Here is a 15,274-nt window from a genome sequence, read left to right as displayed (position 1 = left end):
TTGAGGGTGGTTAGCTAGTGCTAGAAGACTAGAACTAGTCATCGTTCAACGGCAAGGAACCACCCTCAACCCCCTCCTTAAAAAAGAAGGGGAGCTTAAGCCTAGCCTAGCTTTAACTTGGTTTTCAGCAATGCATACAAAACAAGAAAGCCAGCTCTTGCGGGCTGGCTTTCTTGGTAAAAGAACTCTTTTGAAGCTAGGCTCAGATGAGCATGCGCATCGGGTCTTCAAGCAGCGCTTTCAGCGTCTGGAGGAAGGCCGAGCCGGTAGCGCCGTCTACTACGCGGTGGTCGCAGCTGAGCGTTACTTTCATCACGTTGCCGATAGCTAGCTCACCGTTCTTCACCACGGCAGTTTGCTTGATGCCGCCCACGGCCAAGATGCAAGCATCCGGTGGGTTGATGATGGCAGTGAACTCCTCGATGCCGAACATACCTAGGTTCGAGATGGTGAAGGTGCTGCCTTCCCACTCTGAGGGTTGGAGCTTCTTCGACTTGGCTTTGCCAGCTAGGTCTTTCACCTCTGTAGCAATCGTCGAAAGACCTTTGCCGTCGGCGTTGCGGATAACTGGTACCAGCAGACCATCTTCGATAGCCACAGCCACACCAATATTCACCACTTTGTTCTGGCGGATCTTGTCACCGAGCCACGACGAGTTGATAGCGGGGTGCTGCTTCAACGCGACAGCCGACGCTTTGATAACAAGGTCGTTGAAGGACAGCTTCACCGGCGACAGCGCGTTTAGCTGCGTGCGAACCTCCATGGCCTTGTCCATCAGGATTTCCATCGTTAGATAGAAATGCGGCGCCGTAAACAGGCTTTCCGACAGACGACGGGCAATAACCTTGCGCATCTGCGACACGGGCGTGTCGGTGTAGGTGCCTTCGGCAGCGGCTGGGGCAGGCGCCGGAGCAGCGGCTTTGGGAGCTTCGGCGGCTGGAGCAGCTTGCGGAGCTGGGGCAGCAGCCGGAGTGGCTTGCGGCGCGGCAGCGGGAGCAGCACCAGGCTGGAAGTTCTCCACGTCGCGCTGTACGATACGGCCGTTTTCGCCGGAGCCTTTTACTTGGCTCAGGTCAATACCTTTTTCTTTGGCAATACTCTTGGCGAGGGGCGAAGCAAACAGACGACCACCCGATTGGGTCGTAGTAGCCGCTTCAGGAGCAGCAGCGGCTGGTGCCGCTTGTGCTTCAGCAGCCGGAGCAGCTTGTGGCGCAGCACCACCCGATTGACCGCCAAGCAGCGCTTGTACGTCAGCGCCTTCTTCACCGATGATGGCGAGCACGCCATCTACCGCAACAGCTTCGCCGTCTTTCGGTCCGATGTAGAGCAGGGTGCCATCTTCGTAGTTTTCCAGCTCCATCGTGGCTTTGTCGGTCTCAACTTCGGCCAACACATCACCCGATTTCACCTTGTCGCCTACTTTCTTGAGCCACGACGCAATAGTGCCTTCCGTCATTGTGTCGCTCATTTTCGGCATCCGAATAACGGTAGCTTTTTTACCGTTGCTAGGAGCAGCGGCCGGAGCGGGCGCGGGCGCAGCCGCCGGGGCTGGTGCAGGCGCGGGAGCCGCTGGAGCAGGAGCAGCAGCCTGCGGAGCAGGAGCCGCTGCTGCCGGTGCAGCGCCGCCACCTACTTGGCCGAGCAGACCGGAAATATCTTCTCCTTCTTTGCCCACGATGGCGAGCACGCCATCTACCGGAACCGAGTCTTTTTCTTTCGGACCAATATAAAGCAAGGTGCCATCCTCATAATTTTCCAGTTCCATCGTGGCTTTGTCGGTTTCGACTTCGGCTAGGATATCACCGGATTTCACTTTGTCACCTACCTTCTTGAGCCACGCTGCGATGACACCTTCGGTCATCGTGTCGCTCATTTTGGGCATTTTTATGATTTCGGCCATTTGCTTCTTGGGTTGGAGTTGAGGCGTCAAAATTAGCCCGAATTTCCGGGCAAGCAAACCAAAGTACGCTTAGATACGGGTCAAAGCTAGGCCTGAGCTAGCTTTCCTCATACGTTTGTTCGACTGCCGCATTCTTTGGCTATGTCCAAGAAGAAGTTAGAGTCTATCCGGAAACGCAGAAAACACTAGCCGCTTTTCGCACTCGCTACTGGTCTTCACCCTTTCTAGGTGGGTAGGCTGTGAGCCCAAAGGGCGTCATGTTGCGCTGGTCGGCGTATCTCTACTACTTCATTGCCCAGTGTAGAGACGCGACACTTCGCGTCTCGTCGTTGCTGATGTTGTTTGTTCTGAACAGCGCGACCTAGGTGGTTCAACGAGGAGACGCAAGTATGCGTCTGTACATCGTTCTGACATCCGCAACGAAGCGGGCGAGATGCTTCGGTAAGCTCAGCATGACGTTCAATAGGCCACAAAGCTTGCTATGTGATTAGTACCGCTCTTGGCTAAAACCCATGGTTCACTGCGGCTGCTTATCAACTACACCGCTGGCTTGCCCAACTAAATGACTCGGTGCAGCGGCATCCAACGGCTTTAGCAGCGGCAGCGTGACCCGGAACCAACCTTCCACTTCCTCAATCAGCGGCGCTGGTTGGTTCAATAAGCAGTATTTATCGGCGATATTAGCTAGCCCGACGCCGTTCGATTCTACGCGCACGTTGCGGCGCTGGATATTGTTTTCCACGGCTAATTGCCCCATAGCAGTAGTGCGAATCCGAATAGTGAGGGGCTCTTCGGGCAAGGCGCGATTGTGTTTGACGGCATTTTCGACCAACAGCTGCAATGTAAGGGGCGGCACCAGCGCGTTGGTGTGCTCTTCGGCCACGTCTATTTCGGGGCAAATACTGCTGTCGTAGCGGGTTTTCAGCAGGTGAAAATACGATTGAATGAAGCTTAGCTCAACGCTCAGCGGCGTTAGCTCTCGGTCGCTGGCCCGGAGCAGGTAGCGGTACACGCTCGACAGCTCATCGACGTAGGTGATGGCTTGCGGCGGGTTCTCGTCGATGAGGGAGGAGAGCGTATTGAGGCTGTTAAACAAGAAGTGCGGATTCACTTGGCTTTGCAGGGCCTTCATCTGCGCGTCGGTGTGCTGCTGCTTGAGCTGCTGTAGAGTCAAATCGGCTTCGAGCTGCTGACGCAGACGCTGCTCCCGCTCCCGATCGAGCTCCTGCTCTACTAGCACGCGCTGCACGGCCTGTTGGCGCTGTCGGTACGACAAACCCAGCGACACACTCACTATATCGCACAGGATAGCTACCTGCATCAAAAATTGCCCATTGTAGGGCATGGGTAGCGTGGTAGCCCCGATGCCGTACCGCAGAACAAGCGCCACGCCCACCATTTCGCCCAGTAGTAGCAGGCCCGTGCCCGCAATAAAGAAAGAAGCTAGCCGGTTAGGCGCGCGCGCATACACCACGAAGACGTAAGCCGTGAGCAACAGCGTAATAATGCGGCTCACATTAAGCTGGTACTCATGCCATGGTGTTTGCCAGAAGGAAGTGAAAAAGTAGAAATATAGCTCCAGCGCCGCCACCCCTATCATAGCCCATTGCCCGGCCCGAAACCAACGCATCTGGCGGGGTTGTGCCTTAAGGTTCAGGAAGACAACAGCTAACTCCACAAACAAGATGGAGAATACGGGCAGGAAGACGGATGCTACCACCCGCGTCAGGAAAGGGCTCAGCAGTTGCACGAAGCCAAAGAACCCCGACCACAACAGAATATAGCCACTGTACAAGGCATAGATCCGGTCGCGGCTGACCACCCACTGAATGAAGTTGGCCGCCAGAATAACGGCGGAAGCTCCTTCAAACAGCAACAACCATTGTTGGTAGGTGAGCGAAATCTGATTCATACTTGACTATGAAGTAGATACAAAGCCAAGGTAAAAAAAAGCCGGTTCATCTGCCGCTTTTTCCGGTCCATCAACCTAGCCGTTGACAAGGGGCAGTAGCAAGCGCCATTTTTGGTCTACCAACGCAAAAACGCGCCTACCCCATGACCACTTACCGCATCCTTTTTGCCACCATGCCCTTCGATGGGCACTTTAGTCCGCTCACCGGTTTAGCCGTTCACCTCCAGCAGCTTGGCCACGATGTACGCTGGTACGTTGGGGGGCACTACGGCGAGCGGGTGAAGAACCTAGGTCTGCCCCATTATCCTTTAGTGCAGGCGAAACTTATCAACCAGGAAAACCTGGATGAGCTGCTGCCAGAGCGAGCCAAGCTGAAGAGCCCCATTGCGCGAGGCCAGCTTGATGTCACCCAAGTGTTCTTGCTGCGGGCGCCGGAATACGTGCAGGATATCCGCGCCATTCACCAAGATTGGCCCTTTGATATTCTTATCTATGACGAGGCCTGCCTTGGGGCGGTGCTGGCCCAACAGCTATTGGGGGTAAAAGGCGTGGCAATAGGCGTCATGCCCCTGATGGAAACCGACGAGAACCTAGGTCCTCCCGGCCTAGGTCAGCAGCCGGCTCGCAGCGGACTAGGTCGGCTGGGGCAACGCATTCTGAGCTACGTGGTGCAGCGCTTCATGTTCAAGCCTTGCAATGAGCTCTACAACCAATTGCGTGCGCAGCACGGCCTGCCGCCTTTCCAAGGGTTCCTGTTTGATTCGGTATTTCAGTACGCTGATCTGTTTCTGCAAAGCGGCGTACCGGCCTTTGAGTACCCGCGCAAGCGCATCAGCCCTACGGTCAAATTTGTAGGCGCTCTGCTCCCGCACCGCTCAAGTCAGAAAGCCCCCTTCAAATACATAAGTCAAGCCTTGGCGCACAAGCACGTGGTGCTCGTCACGCAGGGCACCCTGGAGCGCAACGTCGAGAAAATTATTGTTCCGACGCTTGAAGCCTACAAAGACAACGCCGATACGCTGGTCATTGCCACTACGGGTGGCTCCGGCACGGAGGAGCTGCGCCGCCGCTACCCCCAACGTCACTTTATCATTGAAGACTTTATCGACTTCGATGCGGTGATGCCCTACGCCAGCGTGTACGTCACCAACGGCGGCTACGGCGGCGTGATGCTCGCCTTGCAGCACCAACTGCCGATGGTAGTGGCGGGCGTCTACGAAGGCAAAAATGAAATTGCCGGCCGCGTCGACTACTGCCGGGTGGGCATCAACTTGAAAACCGAAACGCCCAAACCTAAGCAGATCCGGCAGGCCGTCACGCAGGTGCTCACCACCTCGCTCTACCGGCAGCAAGTGCGCCAGCTAGCGCAGGAGTTTCAGCAGTACCACCCCCACGAGCTAGCCACCACCTACCTCCAAGAGATGATGACCAGGGCGTCTCAGCCGGCCCCTCACAGCTCCTTAGCGCAGCCTATTTCGGCAAGCTAGCTTCTTCGCCGACTCGCTGCAGTATATCCGCTAGCTCGTCATTTCGGCTAGCGGGAGAAATCTCGCGTGCTGACGCCAGATAGTATTCAACGACCGCACGCGAGATTTCTCCCGCTGGTCGAAATGATGCCCTAAATGACACCTGATTGGGCTACGCTCCAATTCATTACTTCTTTTCCACACTCTACCTTCATTTCTTCCTTTCCAAGCTATGAAAAAGCTCCTTTTTGCCCTTTCCTCCTTGCTCCTCTTAAACACTGGGTGCGAGACCGACGACCCCGTCGTAGCACCGAGCGGCCATGTGCCGAGCGAAGCTGCCGGCAAATGGATGTACGGCTCCTTCTCCATGTCCGACTTTTGGTCCTACGACGGCGCGTATCAGGGTAAGCCCTTCGAGCTAGCCGTGGTGTTCGACTTCAAGAACAACGGCACCTACGAACAGTACTTTATCGCCTCAACTAGGGACTACAGCAGTTGCCGCACCGAAGCCTTCACGTACGAAAAAGGCACCGTAAAATTCGACGAAGCCGACGGCACTTTCACCACGAAAGCTACTGAGGGTCGCTACCGCGGCTTTTACTCCTGCTATCCGAGCAAGAACATCGACCGCAAAATGGAAACCTCGGAGTTGAAGGAAAAGACCTATCACTATGAAGTAAAAACCGGCAGCAACGGCAAACCCAACATCGTCGTGCGCTTCAACAAGGACGACGCCAACACCAGCACCTTCCTACCAACATCGTGGTAAAACATGCCGCTTGCTAGGTCGTAGTTGAATACTGGACCTAGCTTTAGCCAAACCGCCACTACCTAGCCTTGGGCTGGATGGTGGCGGTTTTGTTTTGTAGGCTTCCACTATCTCGCATCAATCTGCTTCACCCCACTTAGATCCTAAAAAAGCGGCTTACGCCCCTGCTCACTTGCCCATCCACTTCTTAAAATCCGTGGCGCGCTCCCGGCTGACAATCACTTCGTCGTCGGGGTCGGGCTTGAGGGTAAGTTTGAGCTTGTTGTTGAAGTAGGCGTGAATCTGCTGCACGGCGCCGCTGTGCACAATAAACTGGCGGCTAGCCCGGAAAAACTGCGTCGGGTCGAGCATGGCTTCTAGCTCGTCGAGCGTGTAGTCGAGGCAGTGCTTCTGATTGGTGCGGGTACGAAATAGGCTTACGCCCTCTTCGGAATAGAAATAGGCGATGTCGCTCACGTCAATCGGAATCCATTGCGAAAGGTACCGCACCAGGAACCGGCGCCGGTAGTCGGTGGGCGCTACTTGCTGCCGGAGCTGCTGCACCAGGGCATCGATAGATACCGGGGGCGCCGTTGCGGCGGCCGGCTTGCCGCTGAACCGACGGTACTTATCGAGGCTAGCTTCCAGCTCGTGGCGCTTGATGGGCTTGAGCAAGTAGTCGATGCTGTTGACTTTAAATGCCCGAAGCGCAAACTCGTCGTAGGAAGTAGTGAAGATTACCGGAGTCGTTACGGTTGTTTGCTCAAATATCTCGAAGCTCTGCCCGTCGGCTAGCTCCACGTCCATCAAAATCAGGTCAGGCGCGGAGGGTTGGCCAGGGGGGTTGGCTTGCAGCCAACTAACGGACGCCCGCACGCTGCCGGCCGTACCGACCACGTTGAAGGTAGGCGCCACTTCATGCAGCATCTTGGTCAGTTTCCGGACTGCCAGCGCTTCATCTTCAATGATTAGTACGTTCATGGCGGAGAGGAGCCTAGCTCATAAACTTGTAAATCACAAGGTTATAAAGCTATTATATTTGGCTGCTCCCCTCAAGAGGTACGTGCACAAAAACGCCGAAATGTGGGCTGAACCGGTATAAACCTAGCTTGGATAGTATAGATGAAGATGTAAGAACCGGCAAGCAAGCCTGCAGTTCTTCTTACGTCTACGTCTTAAAGCCGAAGTCTCGCAACGCCCCTAGCTAGGTTGCAAGTGCACTACATCCATGAAGCTGCGCACGGAGAACATGGAATCGGTGTAGTGCAGCTTATACAAACACAGGTTACGGTGTTCAAAGGAATCCATGCAGCTGAGCGGATAATTTAGCAACTGACAGAGCAGCACGCGCATCGCCCGGCCGTGCATACACACCAGAATGGTTTCTTCTTCGGGCCGCGAAACAATCAGGTCAATGACAGGGCGCTGACGGGCCGCCACTTGGTCGGGGCTTTCCCCGCCGGGCAGACCGATGTTGGTGATGCCCTGCTTCCACCCTTCCAGCACGGCGTGATACTGCGCGTCTTCCTCAGCCGTGATGCGGGTACCTTCGCGGGCGCCCCAGCTAATCTCGTTGAGGCCGGCGTGCTGCTCGTGCGGCAGCCCTAGGTCTAAGAAGCCCTGCACCGATTGGTGCGTGCGCTGCAACGTAGAGGTGTAGACTTTGTCGAATTTTACGTGTTTATAGGCTGCGAAGAAGCGGGCTGCTTGCCGGTGACCGGTTTCGTTCAGGCTGGAATCCACACCGCTGCCCTGCACGATACCGCGCACGTTGAAGTCCGTTTGTCCGTGTCGAATAAGGTAGATTTTTTTGACGCTCACTTTCCCGCTAGCTTTGCTGAACAAGGCTCCAAACTAGCGGTTTTACGCTGGAAAAGTCTTAGTTGCCTTGTTTTTTTCGCATGAATCTTCCCACCCACGATCTTGCCCAACTCAATGAGTGGTCGCGCAATACACTAAGTGAACACCTTGGCATTGAGCTTACCGAAGTAGGCGACAAGTACCTGGTGGGCCGCATGCCCGTCGACCACCGCACCCACCAGCCCATGGGCCTGCTACACGGTGGCGCCTCCGTAGCGCTAGCCGAAACCCTAGGTAGTATTGGGGCGGCCCTACAAGTTGATCTAACCAAGAAGGCTTGTGTAGGCCTGGAAATCAACGCCAACCATATCAAAGGGGTGCACTCGGGCTACGTAGTAGGACGAGCTACAGCCATCCACGTGGGACGCACAACGCAGGTGTGGGAAATTCGCATCACGCACGAAGAAACAGGCGCTTTGGTGTGCCTCAGCCGCATTACCATGGCAGTTATCGACTTGCCCCAGAAATCAAATAACGCGGCATGAAGAAGCCGCAATTGCGCGCTGTGGAATGGCCGGGCGAGGCACCCGACTTTCGCATTCAGCTGCGCCAAATCCTAGCTTTTGCCCTGCAACAAGGCTTGCCGGTAGCGCTGTGGCGTTTGCCTAATACCCAGCAAGCCCAGCTTTGTCTGAGCTTTTCGGATGAAGCCGCCTTCGTAGGTCTCACGCCTGTGCTGGAGCCCAAGGCACCGGCCGGCTTTGCCTTCTTTCCTTTCCGCGACTCCGACCACAACCCGGCGCTGTTTCTGTCCGCTGACGTGTTTTTTGACACGGCTACCCCCACGGAGCTGCAACTAGGCACGGCACTGGATGAGGCTGGCGAAGCGAAAGCAGCGGAGCTACTTTCCTTTTTGCGCACCGCGCCGCCCTCCTCTTCTACCCCGCTGCCCTGGCACGTGAGCCCGCAGCCGGTGCCGCAGACCGCCACCCGGGCCGAGTACGCGGCGCTGGTGCGCAAAGCCGTGGCGACCATCGAAGAGGGGCATATCCGCAAAATCGTTTCATCGCGGGCAGCGCGGCGGATGCTGCCTATGGGCTTCGATGCGCTAGTTGCTTTCGGCGAATTGCACCGGCGCTATCCGTCGGCGTTTGTGTCGCTGGTCAGTACGCCCTCAGCGGGCACGTGGCTAGGTGCCACGCCGGAGACCTTGGTTGAAGTAGACGAGCAAGGCGTGTTCCGCACCATGGCCCTCGCCGGCACCCAACCCCTCACCCCCGACCTGACGCCTCAAACAGCCATGTGGGCGGGCAAGGACATCGAGGAGCAAGCCTTGGTGGCACGCTATATTGTGAGCTGCTTCAAGCAGTTGCGTCTGCGCGACTACGACGAAATAGGCCCGCGCACAGCGGCGGCGGGTCAGCTGCTGCACCTGCGCACCGATTTTGCCGTGCCGCTGCGCCAAGTGCCCCATCCTACCCTAGCCACCGACATGCTGCGCCTGCTGCATCCTACCTCGGCCGTGGGCGGTATGCCCCGCCAAGCTGCCCTGGACTTTCTGCAAGCCTACGAAGGCTACGACCGGGCCTACTACAGTGGCTTCCTTGGCCCCGTGAATCTGCCCCAACCAGGCGTGGCGCGGGTGTTTGTCAATCTGCGCTGCCTGCAGCTGCGGGAAGACGAGGCTATTCTGTACGCCGGCACGGGCCTCACGGCTTTTTCAGACCCTCTGCGGGAGTGGAACGAAACGGAGTTGAAGCTAGCTACCGTCGGGGCCGTGCTAGGTGGGAAGGTGGAGTAGCTTCGCTAGAGTGACTGAGTAGCTGAGTGACTGATGGTAGATGCCTTAACTTCATACTAATGAGAGGAAGCTTCTCACGTTCTCAGCAATACAACGTTCTACCTAGCCTCAGCAGGCCATTTATCCACTATCATTGTTTATACTCAGTCACTCAGTTACTCAGTCACTCTATGCAGGCTGTTTATAACATTGCAGAAATCTGCGCGCAGCACGGCATTACGGATGTGGTGCTGTCGCCGGGTTCCCGGTGCGCGCCGCTGACCATTGCTTTTGCGCGCCACCCCAAGCTGCACGTGCGCACGGTGCCCGATGAGCGGGCCGCTGCCTTTATTGGCCTAGGCCTGGCGCAGGCGCAGCGGCGGGCGGTGGCGCTGGTGTGCACCTCCGGTACGGCCGCCTTGAACTACGCACCCGCCGTCGCCGAAGCCTTTTTCCAGCAGATCCCGCTCGTGGTTTTCACCGCCGACCGCCCCCCGGAGTGGATTGACCAGCTCGACGGCCAGACGATTCGTCAAACCGACATTTACGGCAACCACGTTAAAGGCTCCGCTACCTTCCCCGCCGACACCGCGCACCACGATGCCAAGTGGCACTCGGCGCGCATCGTGTCGGAGGCCATCAACCTAGCCCAACAGTTTCCCGCTGGCCCCGTACAGGTGAATATCCCGCTGCGGGAGCCTTTCTATCCGAAAGCTGGGGAGGCTTTTCACTTCGAGGAAGTAAAGGTAATCCGCGAGCAGCCGGGTGCACCGACTCTACTGACCTCAGAGCTAGCTGCCTTGCGCCAAGAGCTAGGTCAAACGTCGCGGGCGCTGGTAGTTGCCGGTCAGTACCACCACGATGCGGCGCTCCTAACGGCTCTGCGGCACTTCGGCATCGATTATCAAGTGCCAGTTGTAGGCGATGTTATTGCCAACGTTTACCTGGCGGCCACGCCTAAATCGAAGGAGCCATTTGCGCCTATTGGGCGGCAGGATGTCTTTCTGGCCGTACCAGATAAGGAGCAAAAAGAAGCGCTGCGGCCAGAGCTACTGATTACGTTTGGACAGTCGCTCATCTCAAAAGCGCTCAAGCTGTATTTGCGCGAATACGCCCCGAAGCAGCACTGGCACATCCAAGCCGCTGGTCCGGTAGCCGACACCTTCAAGTCGTTGACCCGCATCATTCGGATGGAGCCAGCCGCGTTTTTCGAAGCGATGCTTGCCGAACCCGCTGCCCGCGAACCTAGGGTTGTGGTAGCAAACCCCGCCGTGCGCTCGGCGCAGCAGCGCACCATCCCCATTCCCCGCGTGCTCCTCACGCCTCCGGATGCATCGGCACACGCCGGCGCGGCAGCCTACCTAGCTTCTTGGCAGCGCGCTGAGAGTTGGGCTGACGACTTCTTGGCCAACTTCTTTGAGGCTGCCACGCAACCGTTTACGGAATTCGGTGCCTTCCACCTAGCCTTGCAGTTTGTGCCCAGCAACGCGGCAATACACCTCGCCAACAGCATGGCCGTGCGCTACGCCAACATCCTGGGTCTGGCCGACAAGCCTGCTACCGAGGTATTTGCCAACCGCGGCACCAGCGGCATCGATGGCTGCAATAGCACTGCCGTCGGGTCGGCCCTGGCCCAGCCGGAGCGACCGGTGGTGCTCTTCACCGGCGACGTGGCGTTTTTCTATGACCGCAATGGCTTCTGGCACAACTATCCAACGCCCAACTTGCGCGTGGTGCTGTTCAACAACCACGGCGGCGGCATCTTCCGCATCATCGACGGACCTAGGCAGCAGCCAGAGTTGGAAGAGTTTTTCGAAACCCGCCAGCCGCTCACCGCCGAGAACACCGCCCGCGACTTTGGACTGCGTTACTTCCCTGTTTCGTCTTTGGCCGAACTCGAATCGGCGCTACCTATTTTCTTTGCACCGGAAGGCGGCGCAGCGCTATTGGAAATAACTACCGACAGCGCCACCAACGCCGCTTTTTTCGAGCATTACCGTACGTTAGTAAGAACCTCCTAAAAGAACACTGCGCCCTCTGCGTCTCTTCTGCGCCCTCTGCGGGCTAAAACCCGTAACAACGACGTTAGCCCGCAGAGGGCGCAGAAGAGACGCAGAGGGCGCTGATCACGAACATTATGGCAGAACAACTCACCTGGACCCCGATCAAGGAGTTCCGCGAAATCCTCTTCACCCAGCACGGAGGCATCGCCAAAATCAGTATCAACCGCCCGCAGGTGCACAACGCCTTCACGCCCCTCACCGTGCAGGAAATGATTGAGGCTATGAACATTTGCCGCGACCGCACCGACATCGGCGTCATCATCCTAACCGGCGAAGGCGGCCGCGCCTTCTGCTCGGGCGGCGACCAGAGCGTGCGGGGCCACGGCGGCTACGTGGGCGAGGATACCGTGCCCCGCCTGAATGTGCTGGACCTGCAAAAGCAGATCCGCTCCATTCCGAAGCCTGTTATTGCGATGGTAGCCGGCTGGGCCATCGGTGGTGGCCACGTGCTGCACGTGGTCTGCGACTTGACGATTGCCGCCGAGAATGCTCGCTTCGGCCAGACTGGCCCGAAAGTCGGTTCCTTCGACGGCGGCTTCGGCGCTAGCTACCTAGCCCGCATCGTGGGCCAGAAGAAGGCTCGCGAAATCTGGTTCCTCTGCGACCAGTACGACGCCCAAGAAGCCCTCGACATGGGCCTCGTAAATAAAGTAGTGCCACTGGAAAAACTGGAAGAAACCACAGTATCCTGGTGCCACAAGATTTTAGAGAAGAGCCCCCTAGCTTTGCGCATGCTGAAATCGTCGTTCAACGCGGAGTTGGATGGGCAAGCCGGTATTCAGGAGCTAGCCGGTAATGCTACCCTGCTCTACTATCTCTCCGAGGAAGCCAAAGAAGGCAAGAACGCCTTCATCGAAAAGCGGCAGCCGGACTTCTCGAAGTACCCCAAATTCCCGTAATGACTGAGGGGCTATCTGACTCATCAAGCCTCGTTCGCCTTTGCGGACGAGGCTTTCTATTAGGCTAACAAATTGATAAATCTTTTAAATGGAGGGCTGTTTTTACCAACATGAAAAGAATACTTTTCTCGTTTGCAATACTACTGGCGGCATTCAATTATGCTTCGGGCCAGGACTTAAAACTCAACGATCTTGAATATTTCGAGAGGCAAGGCGTCAATGTCCTTGTGTATAACAACCTTTTTACGGGAGGTTTTAACGATGAGAAAAACGCCGGCATAGAGTTGATTCACCACGGCGTTAGAACGGCGCAAGGTGGTGCTATAAGGCTTTCCAATACTCCGGAGCAGTGGGATCTTGTGCCGGCAGTATCAAACCGAAAGGTAGATCGTGCGTCTCAAACCATTGAGACTACGTTAGGATACAAAGAGTACGATTTTGATTCTCGAGTGGTAGTTACCGCGAAGGGTAAAGGTGTTGAGATATCCGTCTACCTTGATAAACCCGTTCCTAAGGCACTTGAAGGAAAAGCCGGATTTAATCTTGAGTTTCTGCCCTCGCAATATTGGGGAAAGGCCTATTTGATGGACGGTCGCCCCAACCGCTTTCCACGCTATGCGGTAAGCAACACTGTTACAAAGCCGAACAGTGAAAAAATAAAACAATTTAAGGGGTATGTAACTTCCGACGACCGCGGAACCGGCAAATTTATCGATCCTCTTCCTCTCGAAACCGGCCATACTTTTCTGCTGGCACCCGATGAACCCGGACGTTTGGTGAAAATCACTTCGCCTGATGCCGACTTGATGCTCTTCGACGGCCGGATGCTGGCACAAAACGGCTGGTTTGTAGCGCGCAGCCTACTTCCAGCAGGCAAAACAGGCAAGGTTTTGACCTGGACAGTTGAGCCAAATGCTATTAAAGGTTGGGTAAGAGAGCCAAATATTGGTTTCTCCCAAGTGGGCTATATTCCTGCGCAACCAAAACTTGCCGTCATTGAACTTGACAAAAAAGACAAACCACTTGCAAAAGCTTCTTTATATAAAATAGGCGACGAGGGCAATGCTACCGAAGTATTTAGCAGCAAAATCGCACCCTGGGGTAATTATTATAAATACAACTATGTGAAGTTTGATTTTTCTTCCGTTAAAACTCCCGGTATATATTATATCCAGTACGGTAAGTTCAAAACGAATAATTTTCTAATAGAAAATAACGTTTACGATAAAATTACCGATGCCACGAGCGATGTATGGATCCCGATCCATATGGATCATATGTTCGTAAACGAGGCGTATAGGGTATGGCACGGCGAGCCTTTCAAGGAAGGGTATCATCAGGCTCCGCCAAACACGGATCACTTTGACCTGCATAGCCAGGGACCTACAACCGATACCAAGTATAAAGCACTGGAATTGATTCCTGGGCTAAACGTGGGCGGTTTTTTTGATGCCGGCGATTTTGATATCGAGACCGGATCGAACATCAGCGTGGTGCAGAACTTCGTTCAGACATGGGAATACTTTAAGCCCTTGCGCGATGAGACGTTTGTTAGTCAGAAGCAGCGTTATGTTGATCTTCACCGGCCGGACGGAACGCCAGACATGTTGCAGTTTATCGAGCACGGAACCTTGAACCTGGTAGCGCAGGCCGAGAATATTGGCCACATGTCACAAACGCTTTCTAACTCCGTTCTAGATAATTACCATCACCTAGGTGACGCAGCCTCACTAACTGACGGCCTACCGTACAATCCTAACCTTCGCCCTTACGAAGTAGCTCCTGACGGCCGATCGAGTGGGGTTAAGGATGATATGTGGGCATTTACAAGCCGTAATCCTAGCCTCGACCTCAGTGCAGCAACGATGTTTGCCGCCGCAAGCCGGGCCTTGAAGGGGTACAACGACGATCTTTCGGCCAGAGCCTTACAACAGTCGAAAAGGCTTCTGAAAGAGGCAACGGAATTGCTCGCTAACAAGCCGCAGAATGATGCACGTAGGGAGGGCCCATCGGCAGATATTTCTACCAATCTTCAACTGTACGTCTCAACCGGGGAGCAACAATACATCAATAAATTTCAGGAGCTTTTATGGCCTGGACTTGAGCGTAACCTCAACTTCAACCTTCTCACGGCATTAAATGCCATACCGCACATGGACGCGTCTTACAAAGAGAAGCTGCGGCCATATGTTGTCAAATACAATGACTACATAAAAGGGCTTGAAAAGGACAACCCTTACGGAGTACCTATCGGCCTTGCTAACTGGGCAGGTAACGGAGGTATTCAGAGTTTTGGCACCACCGTTTGCTTTGCCAACAAGTACTTCCCGGATATTGTCGACGCCAGCCATGCTTTCAAGGTCGCTAATTGGTTATTTGGCTGCCATCCGTATCATAATTATTCGTTTGTGGCCACGGTGGGCGCGACTCGTCCTAAAGCAGTTTTTTATGGAAATAACAGGGCCGATTTCTCCGCTATTCCAGGCAACGTTGCGCCGGGTGTATTATTCAGAAAACCCGATCACTTCGAAAACTACGACGACTGGCCATTTCTGTGGGGAGAAAATGAGGGCACAATTGCAGGCAATACTGGTTATTTAATTTTTGGATCAGCTTTTAAAAATTTAGTGAAATAAACAGATTGCGTCAAACGATTTTAAATCAGCAATTCATTTATAATTGCTGTTAGGGCCGGGCTACTTTAAG

The 15,274-nt window shown here is 55.2% G+C and carries 11 protein-coding genes; 7 read left to right on the top strand and 4 right to left on the bottom strand.

Annotated features, from left to right (window positions below; all coding sequences use genetic code 11):
* Positions 1-202: 202 nt before the first annotated feature.
* A complete protein-coding gene (locus SD425_RS07650) occupies positions 203-1,900 on the bottom strand; it encodes a pyruvate dehydrogenase complex dihydrolipoamide acetyltransferase (RefSeq protein ID WP_324677082.1) in 1,698 nt (565 codons plus the stop codon).
* Between the two features lie 517 nt (positions 1,901-2,417).
* Positions 2,418-3,812 carry a sensor histidine kinase gene (locus tag SD425_RS07645; protein ID WP_324677080.1) on the bottom strand — a complete coding sequence of 465 codons (1,395 nt, stop codon included), beginning with the start codon at positions 3,810-3,812 and terminating at the stop codon, positions 2,418-2,420.
* Between the two features lie 143 nt (positions 3,813-3,955).
* Here SD425_RS07645 and SD425_RS07640 point away from each other — a divergent pair, with 143 nt between their 5' ends.
* Both SD425_RS07640 and SD425_RS07635 read left to right on the top strand, forming a co-directional pair.
* A complete protein-coding gene (locus SD425_RS07640) occupies positions 3,956-5,299 on the top strand; it encodes a glycosyltransferase (RefSeq protein ID WP_324677078.1) in 1,344 nt (447 codons plus the stop codon).
* Between the two features lie 211 nt (positions 5,300-5,510).
* The gene (locus SD425_RS07635) at positions 5,511-6,047 is read left to right on the top strand and encodes a hypothetical protein (RefSeq protein ID WP_324677076.1); all 537 of its coding nucleotides are present in this window, start codon (positions 5,511-5,513) and stop codon (positions 6,045-6,047) included.
* 168 nt (positions 6,048-6,215) lie between these two features.
* Here SD425_RS07635 and SD425_RS07630 read toward each other — a convergent pair whose 3' ends face one another.
* Positions 6,216-7,007 carry a LytTR family DNA-binding domain-containing protein gene (locus SD425_RS07630; protein WP_324677074.1) on the bottom strand — a complete coding sequence of 264 codons (792 nt, stop codon included), beginning with the start codon at positions 7,005-7,007 and terminating at the stop codon, positions 6,216-6,218.
* Positions 7,008-7,226: 219 nt separating this feature from the next.
* The gene (locus SD425_RS07625; RefSeq protein WP_324677072.1) at positions 7,227-7,847 is read right to left on the bottom strand and encodes a histidine phosphatase family protein; all 621 of its coding nucleotides are present in this window, start codon (positions 7,845-7,847) and stop codon (positions 7,227-7,229) included.
* An 80-nt stretch (positions 7,848-7,927) separates the two neighbouring features.
* Between SD425_RS07625 and SD425_RS07620 the strand changes: the two genes are divergently transcribed.
* The 5 genes from SD425_RS07620 (at position 7,928) to SD425_RS07600 (ending at position 15,204) form a co-directional block, all read left to right on the top strand.
* Positions 7,928-8,371, top strand: coding sequence for a hotdog fold thioesterase (locus tag SD425_RS07620; protein WP_324677070.1), 444 nt, complete (start codon positions 7,928-7,930; stop codon positions 8,369-8,371).
* The gene (locus SD425_RS07615; protein WP_324677068.1) at positions 8,368-9,627 is read left to right on the top strand and encodes a chorismate-binding protein; all 1,260 of its coding nucleotides are present in this window, start codon (positions 8,368-8,370) and stop codon (positions 9,625-9,627) included. Before SD425_RS07620 ends, SD425_RS07615 begins: the two co-directional genes overlap by 4 nt.
* A 170-nt stretch (positions 9,628-9,797) precedes the next feature.
* Positions 9,798-11,627 (top strand): 2-succinyl-5-enolpyruvyl-6-hydroxy-3-cyclohexene-1-carboxylic-acid synthase, encoded by a 1,830-nt coding sequence (menD, locus tag SD425_RS07610; RefSeq protein ID WP_324677066.1) that lies wholly within the window; start codon positions 9,798-9,800, stop codon positions 11,625-11,627.
* A gap of 116 nt (positions 11,628-11,743) precedes the next feature.
* Positions 11,744-12,568 (top strand): 1,4-dihydroxy-2-naphthoyl-CoA synthase, encoded by an 825-nt coding sequence (menB, locus tag SD425_RS07605; RefSeq protein ID WP_324677064.1) that lies wholly within the window; start codon positions 11,744-11,746, stop codon positions 12,566-12,568.
* Between the two features lie 110 nt (positions 12,569-12,678).
* Complete coding sequence (locus SD425_RS07600) at positions 12,679-15,204, top strand: cellulase N-terminal Ig-like domain-containing protein (RefSeq protein WP_324677061.1); 2,526 nt, start codon at positions 12,679-12,681, stop codon at positions 15,202-15,204.
* Positions 15,205-15,274: the final 70 nt, after the last annotated feature.

This window comes from Hymenobacter sp. GOD-10R (genome assembly GCF_035609205.1).
Classification (GTDB): domain Bacteria; phylum Bacteroidota; class Bacteroidia; order Cytophagales; family Hymenobacteraceae; genus Hymenobacter.
Note: the sequence above shows the minus strand (reverse complement) of the source record. Positions and strands in the feature narration are given on the sequence as shown.